The organism is Actinomyces oris (assembly GCF_001553935.1).
GTDB lineage: Bacteria > Actinomycetota > Actinomycetes > Actinomycetales > Actinomycetaceae > Actinomyces > Actinomyces oris_A.
On sequence record NZ_CP014232.1, the window covers coordinates 713,148 to 727,217 of the forward strand.

Here is a 14,070-nt window from a genome sequence, read left to right on the forward strand (position 1 = left end):
TGCCCCAACGAGTCCGCGGAGCAGCCCCGGTTCGCAGAGCAACAGTCAGAATCGGGGCGGCGCTAGGGCGGCACGGCGACGGTCATACCGGCGCCGGCCCTCAGTGCAGTGCCCAACGGGCGCGCACACCCGCAGCGCGCCCCACACATCGACCAAAACTTCAGAATCGACGCGGCTACGGGTCGATTTTGAAGAAAATGTTGATGTCTACCCGGGGAGCCGGACCAGAGGCAGGTAGGCGGACAGGTCGCAGCGCTCACCGGAGGCGTGCAGGGCGCCGTCGGCCAGGGCGTCCTGCCAGGTGAGCCGGCCGGTGGCCAGGGCCAGCCAGGTGACGGCGTCGGTCTCGACGACGCTGGGTGGGGTGCCCCGGCGGTGGACAGTGCCGGCGACGGCCTGGGTGACACCGAAGGGCGGGACCCGCACCTCGACCGAGCGCCCGGGCGCGCAGGCGGCAAGCTCCTCGAGGGTGTAGCGCACGGCGGTGGCGGTCACCCGACGTCGGGCGGCCCGGTCGGTGGGACTGGCGGAGCCGGGGCCGGCACCGCTCCCAGCTCCGGCCGGTTCGTCGTCGGACGTGCCCTGCTCCTGGGCCCACTGGCGCAGGGCCTGGGCGCCGGCGGCGGGGTCGATGCGTCGTCTTGCAGCCATGGCGCGAAGCCTATGCCGGAGCACCCCGGAACTGGCAGGCGAGCCCAGCCCGACAGCGCCGCACGGCAGCCCGGCCCGTCGGGCGGCGAGCCCCCGTACCCGCGGCGAAGACCTCCACGAGGTCATGCCGGTCGGCTCTGATCGGTCTCGACGGCGGCGCCGCGCAGCCGTCCTGGAACATTGGGGACTGCGTTCTGCGCCCAGGACGTACTTCTCCACCAAACGACTGCGCCCGGGCCGTCACCTTCTCTAGGAGAACGCAGTCCTCGATCGAAAGGTACGTCCTCGATCTGGGGCGGCACAGCCCACAGGGACGTTCCGCGCCGTCGGGGACATTTCCGCACGGCCGGGGGCATTCGACGCCGCCGGGGACAGGATTCCCGCCCCCGTGCGCGCGGGATGTCCCCGGCGGGAGGGGTGTGTCCCTGGCCGCGTGAAGCGTCCCCGCCGAAGGACACCGAGCCTCACGGACCCGGCCCCCGAGGTCCTCACACGCGTCGTGCGGGGCCCCGCACCTGGCGGGACCCCGCACGATGACGCGGCGATGAGGCTTGCCGGATCAGGCGGCAGCCGCGGCCTGCGCCTCAACACCCTTCTTGCCGTCGGCGTTGCGCCCCAGCCCCTTGAGGACGATGACCAGCGCGGTGCTCACCACCGTCCCGGCCAGGATCGCCAAGAGGAAGCCACCGAAGTTGGTGATGGCGAAGGCGACGAACACGCCGCCGTGGGGCGCGCGCGAGCCGACGTGCATCGCCATGGTCATCGCACCGGTGACCGCGCCGCCGGCCATCGTGGCCGGGATGACGCGCAGCGGGTCGGCGGCGGCGAAGGGGATGGCGCCTTCGGAGATGAAGGACAGTCCCAGCAGCCAGGCGCTGCGCCCGTTCTCGACCTCGGCCTTGGTGAACAGCCGCGAGCGCAGGAAGGTCGCAGCGGACATCGCCAGTGGCGGCACCATGCCTGCGGCCATGACGGTGGCCATGATCTCGTAGGGAGCAGTGTTGCTGGCGCTGGCCGCGGACAGTCCCGCGGTGCCGAACAGGTAGGCGGCCTTGTTGACCGGCCCGCCCAGGTCGAAGCACATCATGAGCCCGAGGATGACGCCGAGCAGCACGGCCGACCCGCCCCCGGACATGGAGGTCAGCCCGTCCTGCAGCGCGGTCATGAGGGCGGCCAGCGGCAGACCGAGGACCAGGTACATGACGGCGCCGACCACCAGCGTCGTGCCCAGCGGGATGATGACCACGGGCATGAGCCCCCGCAGCCAGGCCGGCACGCCGAGCCCGGCGAGCCAGGCCGCGAAGTAGCCCGCGAGGATGCCGCCGACCAGGCCGCCGATGAACCCGGCCCCGACCTCGACCGCAACGACCCCCATGACGAACCCGGGCGCGATCCCGGGCCTTCCGGCCAGCCCGAAGGAGATGTAGCCGGCCAGCGCCGGGACGAGGAAGCTCATGGCCGCCTGCCCCAGCAGGAACAGCGTCCACCCGATGTACAGCAACAGCCCGGACTGCGAGACGGTGATCGTCTCGGTGCCGACGACGTCGCCGGCCGAGTTCTTGATCTCGTGAACGAACTCGTTACCGGGCAGGTTCCATAGGGAGTAGTCGCTGATGGAGATCTTCTCGTAGAGGTTGGCCACGTCGTACCCGGCCAGGAGGAAGCCCAGCGCAATGAGCAGACCGCCGGCGGCCACGAAGGGGATCATGTAGGACACCCCGGTCATGACGGACCTCTGCAGGCGCCGGGCCCAGTGCTCGGAACCCTCCTCGCTCTCCTCACTGGACTCGCCGCCGGCCGGCACGCGGGCGGCACTCGGGTCATCGACGGCGGCCAGAGCCTTGTCCACCAGGGAGCCGGCATCATTGACGGCGGCCTTGACGCCGACGTCGATGACGGGCTTGCCGGCGAAGCGCTCGCGGCCCTTGACCGGCAGGTCGTGGGCGAAGATGACGGCGCTGGCCCGCTTGATGAGCTCGGGGTCGAGGGCGTCGATCTTGCCCGAGCCCTGTCCCTCGATGGCCACGGTGATGCCGCGGTCCTTGCCGGCCTGCTCCAGGGCCTCGGCAGCCATGAAGGTGTGGGCGATGCCGGTGGGGCAGGAGGAGACCCCTACGATGACGGTCTCGCCCTCCGCCGGGGCCGACGACGCCGCAGCGGCCTTGGTCTGCGCGGCACCGGACCCTGCGGCCGAGTCCGCGGCACTTCCGGCCTCACCGGCCTCACTGGCCGCGCTGTCCTCGGCCCCCTCCCCGCCGTCGAGCAGCTCGGGCTGAACCTGCTGCGTGACGATCCGGGTGATCTCCTCGGCGTCGGCGGCCTGGCGCAGGGCGTCGGTGAACTCGGTCTGCATGAGTCCGCGGGCGAGCTTGGCCAGGAGCTGGAGGTGGAAGTCGTCGGCGCCGTCGGGGGCGGCGATCATGAAGATGAGGTCGGCGGCCTGCCCGTCGGCGGCCCCGAAGTCGACCGGCTGCGCCAGGCGGGCGAAGCCGAGGCTGGGGGCCAGGACATGAGAGCTGCGGCAGTGCGGGATGGCGATGCCGCCGGGGATCCCGGTGGGGGCTGTGGACTCGCGCTTCTTGGCGTCGGCGGCCAGGCCGTCGGGGCTGGAGGCCCGGCCGGCGCCGGCCACGGTGGCGGCCAGGAACTCGATGACGTCTTCCTTGCCCGGGCCGGCGTCGGCGTCGAGCGCGACCAGCTCGGGGATGATGAGGGGCTTGTTCTCGGTCATGGTCTTCCTTGGTGTCCGAGGTGCCGTCGCCCGGTGGGCGGCGGCGGGTCACAGGTGGTCAAGGGTGGTGGGCGGCGGTCATGCGGTCGGTGATGGTGATGCGGTGGGTCGGTGGGCGAGTGGCGGACAGTCGGTGGGCAGTAGGTGCTGGTACCGGCTCGGTGGCCGGCCGGCAGACGCCAGCGTGTGCGAGGAGCCGCGGGCTCGAGGGTCCGCGGCCCGGCGCCTGCGGGCGCCCCGGCTCAGGAGAGCCGGGTGACGACGGCCGCCTGCTCGGGCAGGTCGGCGGGCGTGGGCAGGGTGGTTCCGGGAAGGGAGGCGGCGGCCGAGCCGCAGGCCATGGCGGTGCGCAGGCGCTCGGCCTCGTCGCCGCCGTTGACGTCGGCCAGGATGTAGCCGGCCACCGAGGAGTCCCCGGCGCCGACGGTGGAGACCACCGGGACCTCGGGGGCGGTGGCGTGCCAGGCGCCGTCGGCGGTCACCAGGACGGCGCCAGCGGGGCCGAGGGTCACCATGACGGCACCGAGCCCCAGGCCCACCAGGAGTCGGGCGGCGTCGACGACGGGACCGTAGTCACCCCGGAGGGCGCCCTCCTCGAGCGCCATGGCGCGCTCGGCGGGCAGGCCGGCGAGCTGACCGAGCTCCTCACCGTTGGGTTTGATGAGGTCGGGGGCCGATGCGGGCAGCTCGGCGGCCAGGGCCGCCAGGGGCTCGTCGGAGGTGTCGACGGCGATGCGCAGCCCCGAGGCGGCCTCCCGCAGGAGCCCCACGAGGCGGGCGTACCACCTGGCCGGCGCGCCCGGCGGCAGGGAGCCGGACAGGACCGCCCAGTGGTGGGTGTCGGCTTCGGCCGACACGCCTGTGAGGGTGAGGGTCTCCAGGAGGGCCTGCTCGACGGCGTCGATCTCCTCCTCGCTCAGGCCCGCCCCCAGCTCGTTGAGCTTGGTGGTGGTGCCATCGGGCTCGGTGACGGCGGTGTTGATGCGGGCGGGTCCGGCCACGGGCACGGATCGCACGGTGAGGCCGGGCAGCTCGAGGGCGCCCAGGGCGGTGAGGATGGGGTCGTTTTCGGCAGCGGGCAGGACGGCGGTGGCGGCGCGCCCGGCGTTGGACAGGACGCGGGCGACGTTGACGCCCTTGCCTCCCGGTTCCATGACGACGCCGGTCAGGCGCTGGACGGCGCCGCGCTGGAGGGGTCCGGGCAGGGAGACGGTGCGGTCGAGGGACGGGTTGGGTGTGAGGGTCAGGATCATGCGACAAGGACCTCGGTTTCGGTGGCGGTGAGCTGGTCGATGAGTGCGGGCGGGAGCTCGACGTCAGTGACCAGGAGGTCGATGTCGTCGAGGGAGGCGAAGGAGACCAGGTGCTCCTGGCCGATCTTGGTGGAGTCGACCAGGGCCACCACCTGGTGGGCGCTGCGCACCATGGCGCGTTTGACGGTGGCCTCGTCGGGGTCGGGCGTGGACAGTCCGTGGGCCGCGCTCAGGCCGTTGGCTCCCAGGACGGCGACGTCGACCCTCAGGGTGGACAGGGCCTCGACGGCTTCGGGGCCAACGGCGGCCTGGGTCAGTCCGCGCAGCTGACCGCCCAGGATCCGCACCCGGGTGCGTCCGGCGCCGGCCAGGCAGGCGGCGGTCAGGACGGAGTTGGTGATGACGGTCAGGTCGGTGTCGCCCGGCAGGAGGCGGGCGAGCGATCCGGTGGTGGTTCCGGCGTCAATGAGGAGGGTGGTGCCGGGCCCCGGTGCGAGCCGCGCCAGGGCGGCGCGGGCGATGGCCTGCTTGGCGGTGGGGTTGACCTGCTCGCGCTGGGTCACGCCGGTCTCCGGCAGGGCGGGGGCGGGGATGGCGCCGCCGTGGACCTTGCGCAGGGCGCCGCTGCGGTCCAGGGCGGTCAGGTCACGGCGGATCGTCTCCGGGGTGACGTCGAAGTGCTCGGCGAGCTCGGTGACGAGAACCCGCCCTGCACCGCGCACCTGCTCCACGATCTGGCGGTGCCTGTCCTCAATGCGCATGTTCACCTCCTGGAAGGTCCGTGCCGTCAACTCAGGACGCCCGTTCGGGCATCACGTTGACCCAACATGTCTGAACAGACACGAGAATATGTCTGTTCAGACATTCACGTCTACCCCTTTGTGATCCACAATACAATCCATAGGTTGTTTGAAGAACAGGGACGCCCCACGGGCACCACCGCCCCATCGAGGACGTACATCGGCACCCAGGACTGCGTTCTCCGACAAACGACTGCGGGCACACCCCAGTAGCCCGGAGGACAACGCAGTCCCCGACCGGAAAGTACGTCCTCGGCGCGGACCGCAGTCCTCGCCGCCCAGGCCGCCCGAACAGTCTCCGGTGACACCCCGTCGTCGACGCCCCGCAGACAGCACTCGTGCCCGCCTCCCCGAGTGGGGATGACGGGCACGAGTCTCGATCCGCGTATCGCTGCGGGTCAGCCTGGGGCGGCCTGCGTCAGGCCGACCCGGCCGGCGTCAGCCGAGTCAGCCGGCGTCAGGCAGCGTCAGGCGACCTGCCGTCTGCGGCGCAGGATGAGGTAGCCGCCGACGACGAGCAGCGCGAGGGCGAGTACCCCCGCGCCAAGTGAGGCTCCGGTGCGGGCCAGAGGACCATCACTGGCCGCCTGGTTCGGGCGCTCGGCTCCGGCCGCCTGGGCGGGCGCTCCGGACGCGGCTGGAGCGGCGGTGGCTGCGGGCTGCGCGCCGCTACCCGCAGACGGCTCGGTGCCGCCTCCCGCGGAGGTCTCACCAGCACCAGGGCCGCCCTGCGGGGTGGATGCCGCCTTGCCGCCGGCCCCGTCCTCCGCAGCGTCAGCGCCCGTCGCCGTGCTGTCGCCCGGGCCCGCTCCGGGGTCGGCCGCATCCTCATCCTCGATCTCGACCGAGAACCGGTTGAGAACCGCACCTGCGGCGTCGAGGGTCTCGACTAAGGCCCAGCGGCAGGTGGTGGCCTGGACCGTGCGGCAGGCACGCGTGGGGGCGTCGGTCGGGAAGGTGAGGTTGAAGTCGCCCCGCCCGGTGGTCGGGCCGGTGGGGTTGACGGTGAGGTCGAGGTCCTTGGTCAGGATCTCCTTATCCCCCGCGCTGACGCGCACACGCCGGGCGCCGGCGGCCTGCTCGGTGGGGTTGGTGTAGGCCAGGGAGTCCAGGGTCACGGAGACCGTGTCGGTGCTGCGCGCGCCACCTGAGCTGACGTACACGGGCCCCACGGTCATCGCGGTCTGCCGCTTGGAGTAGTCGGCTGTGACGGGCTTGTCGCCGAAGGAGGCCAGGTAGGTGGAGGTGACGTCGCGGTCGAGGACGCCGGTGTTGGTCACGGGCTTGTCCTTCAGGACGGTGTAGCCGTCGCCGCCGGTCAGCAGGAAGGAGTTGGAGGCGACGACGACGCTGTCGCCGTCGGCCAGCGGCTTGCCGTCGACGAGGATCTCGCGGATCGCGGGGGCGGCTCCGGCCTCGCCCCCGTATGCGGGATCGGTGGTGGCCTCGGTGAGGACGTCGACGTTCCTGGACAGCCCCAGGGTGAGCACGGGGCGGCTGGAGCCGGGCTGCCACTGCTGGGACAGCAGCGCCTTGAGCTCGGCGCCGGTGAGGGTCGTGTAGGCCATCTCGTTGCCGAAGGGCTGGACCGTGTAGGCCTCCCCCGAGGTCAGGACCCCATCGCCCTCCGAGCCGGAGGCGGCGTAGAGCAGGTCGGCGCGCACGCCGCCGGGGTTCATGATGCCCACGTAGCGGGTGGAGCCGGTCGGCTGGATGTCGGTGGCGAGCCAGCTGCGGAAGGACTCGGCGATGAGGTTGGAGGCAGTGGACTCCGTGCCGCGGTTGGCGCCGGGGCCCGAGCCGTCCGAGCCGCGAAGGAAGTCCGAGCCGATCTTGGCCAGCGGCTTGCCGCCCTCGGCGGCGGAGTCCTTCTCCGCCTGGGACACGATTCCGGCGACGCCGTAGGCATCGGTGGTGCAGCTCGAGCCGCGCAGGTCCTTGTTGTCGGCGCTGACCACTGAGGTCTTCCGGCTGGCGGGGTCGTAGCTCAGGCGGATGCGGCCCAGCGCCCAGCCGTAGTGGTCGGCCTGGACGACGGCGATCTGGTTGCCCTCGGCGCCGGTGACGGTCTTGGCGAAGGGCACGTGGGTGTGCCCGGAGAAGACGGCGTCGACGTTCTTGGAGAAGCTCGTGGCCGTGGAGGCCGCGTCCTCATGGCTGAGCACGACGACGACGTCGGCCTCACCGTTGGCCAGGTCGCCGTCCTTGAGCTCGGCGGCACGGGCGTTGGCGGCGGCGACCGCCGGACTCAGGGTGAGAGTGGACAGGGCCGAGGGCGACACGAGGGTGGGAAGCTCATCGGTGACGACACCGACGAAGCCGACGCGCACACCGCCGACTTCCTTGATGAAGGTTCCCTTGCCGCCGCCCTCGGCGCTCAAGGGAGTCGAGCCGGAGACGTTGGCGGCCAGGATCGGGAAGTTCGAGGCGGGCAGGATGCGCGTCTCCAGGTCGGTCAGGCCCTGGTCGAGCTCGTGGTTGCCCAGGGCGGAGACATCCAGGGACATCGCGTTGAGCGCCTCCATAGTGGGGCGGTCCTGGAGGATGGAGGAGACGTAGGCCGATCCACCCACGGAGTCTCCGGCGGAGACGAACAGCGTGTTGGGGTTGGCGGCGCGGGCGGAGGAGACCTCGCAGGCCAGCGTGACAGCACCGGGGTCCTCGACGGATGTCTGCCCGGTACCGCTGTCCGTCTGAGTGGTCCGGGAGATGTGGCCGTGCAGGTCGGTGATGCCCAGCAGGTCGATGGTGGTGGCACCGGCGGCCGGAGGGGCAGCCGGGGCGGCCGGCTCGTCAGCACCGGCGGGAGGGCTGAGCGGGAAGGGACTGAGGGCTGTCAGAGTCAGCGCGCACATGACGGCGCTGACCCTGACGGCCCGCGTGGGGCGCAGTCGCATGTCGTTCCTTATCAGGCGGAGGGATGGTGACCCGGGAGAAGATGAGGAGAGGAACATGCGCAACCGTATGCGCCCCGGCGATACGGGGCATTGTTCTTCACGGCACTCACTGACGTTCATCAGACAGCGCTCGCGCCCACCTCCCCCGGGTGTCCGTCAGCGCCGTCGGGACCTGACTCCACGGCGGGAGCGCAGCGAGGAACGAGCCCCGCGGGTGGCTGCCAAGAGCGCCGATCCCACCCCTCCCCCAAGCCACAGCGACGGCGTCCGCCGCCTCGTTCTCAGAGGCGACGGACGCCGTCGCTGTGGGCGCGAGCCCGGTTCAGCCAGGTATCAGACGATGCCGTGGGCGATCATGACGTCGGCGACGCGGGTGAAACCGGCCGCGTTGGCGCCGAGCACGTAGTCGCCGGGGCGGCCGTACTCCTCGGCCGCGGCGACGCAGGAGTCGTGGATGTCGGCCATGATGCCGGTCAGCTTGGCCTCGGCGGTGGCGAAGTCCCAGCGGGTGCGGCCGGCGTTCTGCTCCATCTCGAGGGCGGAGGTCGCTACGCCACCGGCGTTGGCGGCCTTACCGGGGCCGAAGAGGATGCCGGCCTTCTGGAAGGCCTCGACGGCCTCCGGGGTGGAGGGCATGTTGGCGCCCTCGGAGACCACGCCGCAGCCGCCCCGCAGCAGGGTGTTCGCGGCGTCGCCGTCGAGCTCGTTCTGGGTGGCGCAGGGCAGGGCGACGTCGCCGGGGACGTCCCACACGGAGCCGCCGGTCACGAGGCGGGCACCGGGACGGCGCTCGACGTAGTCGGCCACGCGACCACGCTCGACCTCCTTGACCTGCTTGAGCAGCTCGAGGTCCACCCCGGCCTCGTCGACGACGTAGCCGGAGGAGTCGGAGAAGGTGATGGGGGTGGCACCGAGCTGCTGGGCCTTCTCGATGGCGTAGATCGCCACGTTCCCGGCTCCGGAGACGAGGACCTTCTTGCCCTCGAGGGACTCGCCCCTGGTGGCGAGCATGGACTGGGCGAAGAGCACGGTGCCGTAGCCGGTGGCCTCGGTGCGCACGAGGGAGCCGCCCCAGGCCAGGCCCTTACCGGTGAGGACACCGGCGTCGTAGGAGTTCCGCAGGCGCTTGTACTGGCCGAACATGTAGCCGATCTCGCGGCCGCCCACGCCGATGTCGCCGGCGGGCACGTCGGTGGAGGGGCCGATGTGGCGGGCCAGCTCGGTCATGAAGGACTGGCAGAAGCGCATGACCTCGGCGTCGGAGCGGCCGTGCGGGTCGAAGTCGGAGCCGCCCTTGCCGCCGCCGATGCCCTGGGCGGTCAGGGCGTTCTTGAAGATCTGCTCGAAGCCGAGGAACTTGATGATTCCGGCGTTGACCGAGGGGTGGAAGCGCAGGCCGCCCTTGTAGGGGCCCAGCGCGGAGTTGAATTCGATGCGGAAGCCGCGGTTGACGTGAACCTGGCCGGCGTCGTCGACCCACGGGACCCGGAACATGATCTGGCGCTCGGGCTCGACGATGCGCTCCAGGAGGGCGCCGTCGGCGTAGTGGGGGTGCTTGGCGATGACGGGACCGAGGGACTCGAGCACCTCGTGGACGGCCTGATGGAACTCGACCTCTCCACGGTTGCGAGCCACAACCTGCTCATAGACCTTTTCGACAACGTCCTGCATGGGGGACTCCTTCGCCTAGCGGAATAAGCTCAGCACCTGGCTGGTCGCCGCGGCGCCGCGAGAAGACTTCCACCGAGACGTTCACTGAGACGAAACATCTCGCGATCCGGAGGGAAATTGCCGTTGCGGAGGCCACATTCCGGACGTCCACGCAACACAGATCACATTCCTGGAGGATCTGGAGGCATGAGTAGTGAACAGCTTTCGGACGGTTCCGTCGAGACGGCCCGCTACACCCACGGTCACAGTGCGGCGGTGCTCAGCGCGCACTCGCGGCGCGGCGCGGCGGACTCGGCCGCCTACCTGCTTGCCCACCTGCGTGCGGGAATGGATCTGCTCGACGTCGGCTGCGGACCGGCGTCCATCACCGCGGATCTCACTGAACGCGTCGCCCCGGGGCGGGTCGTCGCCCTCGACGCCGCGGCCGGCGCCCTGGAGGCGGCTCGGGCGACGCTTCGCGAACGGGGGCTGTCCGAGCAGGTGGAGCTGACCAGCGGGGACGTCATGGCCCTGCCCTTCGAGGACGCCTCCTTCGACGTCGTCCACGCCCACCAGGTCCTTCAGCACCTCGCGGACCCGGTGGGCGCCCTGGCCGAGATGCGCCGCGTCACCCGCCCCGGCGGGATCGTGGCCGTGCGCGACGCCGTCTACTCCGCCATGACCTGGTTCCCTGAGCCCGCGGGTATGGAGCAGTGGCGCTCGGTCTACATGGCCACCGCCCGGGCCAACGGAGGCGAGCCCAACGCCGGGAGCCGGCTGCTGTCCTGGGCCCGGGCGGCGGGTTTCGCCGACGCGAGCGCCTCGGCCTCCACCTGGTGCTATGCCACGCCCGCCGACCGGGCCTGGCAGTCGCAGACCTGGGCGCAGCGGTGTCTGACCTCCTTCGGGCCGCGGGCCGTCGAGCTGGGACTGGCGGACAGGGCCGACCTGGAGACGATGGCCCAGGCGTGGCGGCAGTGGGGAGACAGCGAGGACGCCTGGTTCGTCGTCGTGCACGGTGAGGTCCTGGCGCGCGTCTGAGTGCGGGTGCACGGGATCGACCGGCACCGGGCGGGCGTCAGGTGCCCAGCGCCCAGATCGAGGCCGCGTCCGGCGCGGTGAAGCGGAATCCGGAGGCGAGCAGCGCCTGAGGCACTGCTCGCTGGGAGGCACCGAGCAGCTCGGCGAGCATCCCGCCGACGCTTCCAGCACCCCCGGCCGCCCCGGCCCTGCCCGCTCGGTCCAGCAGGAGCTGGGGCACGACTGCTATCGAGGGCGGGCCGCCGGCGCGGGACAGCAGGCGGTGGAGGTCGCGGTTGCGCGCCGGCTCGGGCGCGGTCAGGTTGACCGGCCCGTGGACGTCGTCGTGCTCGATGGCCCACAGGAGCCCGGCGGCGGCATCCTCCAGGCCGATCCACGGCTGCCACTGGTCGCCGCGGCCCAGCCGGGCCCCCGCCCCAACCCGGTAGGCGGCGCCGAGGATCCTGCCCAACCCGCCCGAGGAGCTGACCACCAGGCCCGTGCGGGACTGGACCGTGCGCAGCCCGGCCTGCGCCGCCGGGCCCGCAGCCGACTCCCAGCGCCGGCACAACTCGGACAGGAATCCCTGGCCCGGGCCGCTGGCCTCGGTGAGGATCTCATCGCCCCGATCCCCGTAGAAGCCGGTGGCCGATCCACTCAGCAGGACCTCGGGTCGCCCGGCCGGGGGCAGGCCCGCGGCGACCCGGGCGATGAGGGCGGTGGTGGACAGGCGTGAGGCCGCCAGCTCGCGACGGCGCGCCGGTGTCCAGGGGCGCGGCGCGATCGGTGCGCCCGACAGGCAGACCACGGCTCTGGCGCCCTCCAGGGCGCCGGGCGGCAGGAGGCGCTCGGCGGGCGCCCACCAGGCGTGCTCCCTGCCGGAGTCATCGACCTCGATGCCCTCCCGAGGTGCCTGGCCCGCTGCGCTGCGGTGGAGGATCCGGATTCTCCAGCCGTGGTCCCGGGCCAGGTCCGCCAGGCGGGATCCGATGAGGCCCGCTCCGGCCACGACGAGCAGCCCCGGGTCGCCGCGCCGGCTGGACCGCTCTGAGGGGGAGGCGTGAGTACTCATGTACTCAGCCTAGGCGCTCGGCCGCCCCACGGGCCCCGGTCCCGGCCGCGCCCCTACCGACGACGCGAGGGGAGGCGGGTTTCCGCTCTCTTCTGGCCAGGAGTGAGCCGTATCGGTTCACAGGATGCACACAAAGGGCACCCACTCCTTTAGGCTCTTCCCAATGCCCGAACACACTCCCACTCCCCGTGCCTCCGTCATGGACGTGATGGCTCTGCGCTCCGTCACGGAGCTTCCCGTCACCCGGCGCCATGTCCTGGACCCCGAGGTCCTGCGGACGGTGGCGGCCGTCGACCGGGTCGGCGACCTGACGCGCTTCAACGTCGCTGAGGTGCCCGAGCTGGCCCAGCTCTCCGCCCCTGAGGAGCTGCTGGCGCCCGACGAGCGCGGCTGGGCCCTGGGGCACGCCCTGTCCCTGGCCGTGGAGCACGGGCAGCGCCTGTGGCTGAGCGAGGTTCCCACGCAGCGACTGGGGCTGCTGCGGAGCGTCCTGGGTGAGCACCTCGTCCACGTCGCCTCCCCGCAGGCGCCCGACGGCGCCGAGACACCGCGGACCAACGGGGCCGGTCAGGGCGAGGGCAGCGTCGTCGTCGCCGTGAGCCCGCGCCGGCTCCTGGACGAGTGGGCCACCGGTACGCCTGAGCAGATCCGCTACCTGCGCACTGTCCTGGAGGGGACGGACCCGCTGCGCGTCTCCCGGCACACCCTGGCCGCCCTGCAGGAGGCGAAGGTGGACCTGGTGCCGCGCGCCGGTATCGTCCGTCTGCTGCACAACCCCCGCTTCCTGGCCTACGCGACGGTGTTCATCTACTCCTCGCTGCGGGCGCTCCCGGCCGTCTACGCCCCCGGCTTCCGCGGCAACCCCTGGGTGCTGTGGGCAATCGACATCATCACTGCGGTGCCCTACACCTGGGGGATCATCGCCATGGTGGCGGGTAAGCGGCGCCGCATCCGCTTCGCCGGCTTCCTCGTCACCCTCATCACCTTCGTGGCGCCCTACGTGTACTTCTTCCTGGCGGGCGACGACGGGCACGGCAACCAGTACCCCGGCTGGGTCATCATGGTGGTCATCGGCCTGGTGCTGGCCACCTTCCTGCTGGAGGGCGGCCGCTGGCTGCGTGACGTGGCGGTCGCCCGGGGGCTACGCGCCCCCGGGGACGGTTAGGCGGCCTACACCGCTGCCGCAGTCGATTCCTCCCCGCGGATCGAGCGCAGCACCCCGGCGAGCAGGAACCACCCGCCCGAGACAATGAGGACGGCGACCAGGCTGAGCGGCCGGTGCGGGTAGATCGCCACCAGCCAGCAGGTGGCCAGGAACCACACGGCCACCGCACCGATGTTGAGGGCGCGGAAGCGCTTGACGCGGGCCGGGTGCGCGTAGTGCGTGGGCACCAGGGTCAGCACCACGAAAATGAGGGTGACGATGATGTTGAAGACCGCCGGGGTCTGAAGCACGTAGAACATGAGGGCCACGATGTTCCAGGCGGCCGGGAAGCCCACGAAGTAGTAGTCGGTGGACTTCCACTGCTTATTGGCGTAGCAGAACATCGACGAGCTCAGGACGAGGGCCATGAGCAGGCCCGCCAGCGGCCTGGGGCCCATCGGCAGAGCCACGTACATGAAGACCGCCGGGATGAAGGTCCAGGTGAGGTAGTCGACGACGATGTCGACGATGCCGCCGTCGAACCAGGGGATGATCTCCGAGACCCGGGCGCGCCGGGCCAGGGTGCCGTCAACGCCGTCGACGACGAGGGCGACGAGCAGCCAGACCCACATCCACGTGAACTCCCGGCGGGGGTGGATCGTGGCGAGCATGGCCAGGCTGGCCCACACCAGTCCCGACATGGTCAAGATGTGCACTGCCCAGGCGGCGACACGGGCCCGTGCCGGGTACTGCCCCGTCGACACAGACGTCCCCTCTCGATGGATAACACTGACGGCGGGAAGTCTATGCGGTTCACAGCCCCGGCACCTATCCGCCGGCGCCGCTCTTGAG

The 14,070-nt window shown here is 71.6% G+C and carries 10 protein-coding genes; 2 read left to right on the forward strand and 8 right to left on the reverse strand.

The genetic code is table 11. The features are described 5' to 3' along the window. Window positions 1-207: 207 nt before the first annotated feature. The 6 genes from AXE84_RS03075 to gdhA form a co-directional block, all read right to left on the reverse strand. The gene (locus tag AXE84_RS03075; protein WP_060956794.1) at window positions 208-651 is read right to left on the reverse strand and encodes a sterol carrier family protein; all 444 of its coding nucleotides are present in this window, start codon (window positions 649-651) and stop codon (window positions 208-210) included. 559 nt (window positions 652-1,210) lie between these two features. Continuing rightward, window positions 1,211-3,382, reverse strand: a complete 2,172-nt coding sequence (locus AXE84_RS03080) for a PTS fructose transporter subunit IIABC (RefSeq protein ID WP_060956795.1) — start codon at window positions 3,380-3,382, stop codon at window positions 1,211-1,213. A gap of 242 nt (window positions 3,383-3,624) precedes the next feature. Next, the gene (locus AXE84_RS03085; RefSeq protein WP_060956796.1) at window positions 3,625-4,635 is read right to left on the reverse strand and encodes a 1-phosphofructokinase family hexose kinase; all 1,011 of its coding nucleotides are present in this window, start codon (window positions 4,633-4,635) and stop codon (window positions 3,625-3,627) included. Next, entirely contained in the window at window positions 4,632-5,396 is a 765-nt protein-coding gene (locus AXE84_RS03090) for a DeoR/GlpR family DNA-binding transcription regulator (protein ID WP_060956797.1), read from the reverse strand. Before AXE84_RS03090 ends, AXE84_RS03085 begins: the two co-directional genes overlap by 4 nt. A gap of 506 nt (window positions 5,397-5,902) precedes the next feature. Further along, window positions 5,903-8,332: a bifunctional metallophosphatase/5'-nucleotidase gene (locus AXE84_RS03095; RefSeq protein ID WP_060956798.1), complete on the reverse strand. Its 2,430-nt coding sequence runs from the start codon at window positions 8,330-8,332 to the stop codon at window positions 5,903-5,905. A gap of 333 nt (window positions 8,333-8,665) precedes the next feature. Continuing rightward, entirely contained in the window at window positions 8,666-10,003 is a 1,338-nt protein-coding gene (gdhA, locus tag AXE84_RS03100) for an NADP-specific glutamate dehydrogenase (RefSeq protein ID WP_010614362.1), read from the reverse strand. 186 nt (window positions 10,004-10,189) lie between these two features. Here gdhA and AXE84_RS03105 point away from each other — a divergent pair, with 186 nt between their 5' ends. Then, a complete protein-coding gene (locus tag AXE84_RS03105) occupies window positions 10,190-11,023 on the forward strand; it encodes a class I SAM-dependent methyltransferase (protein ID WP_060956799.1) in 834 nt (277 codons plus the stop codon). Between the two features lie 37 nt (window positions 11,024-11,060). On the opposite strand, the gene AXE84_RS03110 is transcribed toward AXE84_RS03105, so the two are convergent. After that, window positions 11,061-12,074 carry a TIGR01777 family oxidoreductase gene (locus AXE84_RS03110; protein ID WP_060956800.1) on the reverse strand — a complete coding sequence of 338 codons (1,014 nt, stop codon included), beginning with the start codon at window positions 12,072-12,074 and terminating at the stop codon, window positions 11,061-11,063. A 163-nt stretch (window positions 12,075-12,237) separates the two neighbouring features. Between AXE84_RS03110 and AXE84_RS03115 the strand changes: the two genes are divergently transcribed. Further along, window positions 12,238-13,239, forward strand: a complete 1,002-nt coding sequence (locus AXE84_RS03115; protein ID WP_060956801.1) for a hypothetical protein — start codon at window positions 12,238-12,240, stop codon at window positions 13,237-13,239. A 5-nt stretch (window positions 13,240-13,244) separates the two neighbouring features. Here the strand turns inward: AXE84_RS03115 and AXE84_RS03120 are convergent, their stop codons facing one another. Continuing rightward, window positions 13,245-13,982 (reverse strand): CDP-alcohol phosphatidyltransferase family protein, encoded by a 738-nt coding sequence (locus AXE84_RS03120; protein WP_060956802.1) that lies wholly within the window; start codon window positions 13,980-13,982, stop codon window positions 13,245-13,247. Window positions 13,983-14,070 lie beyond the last annotated feature (88 nt).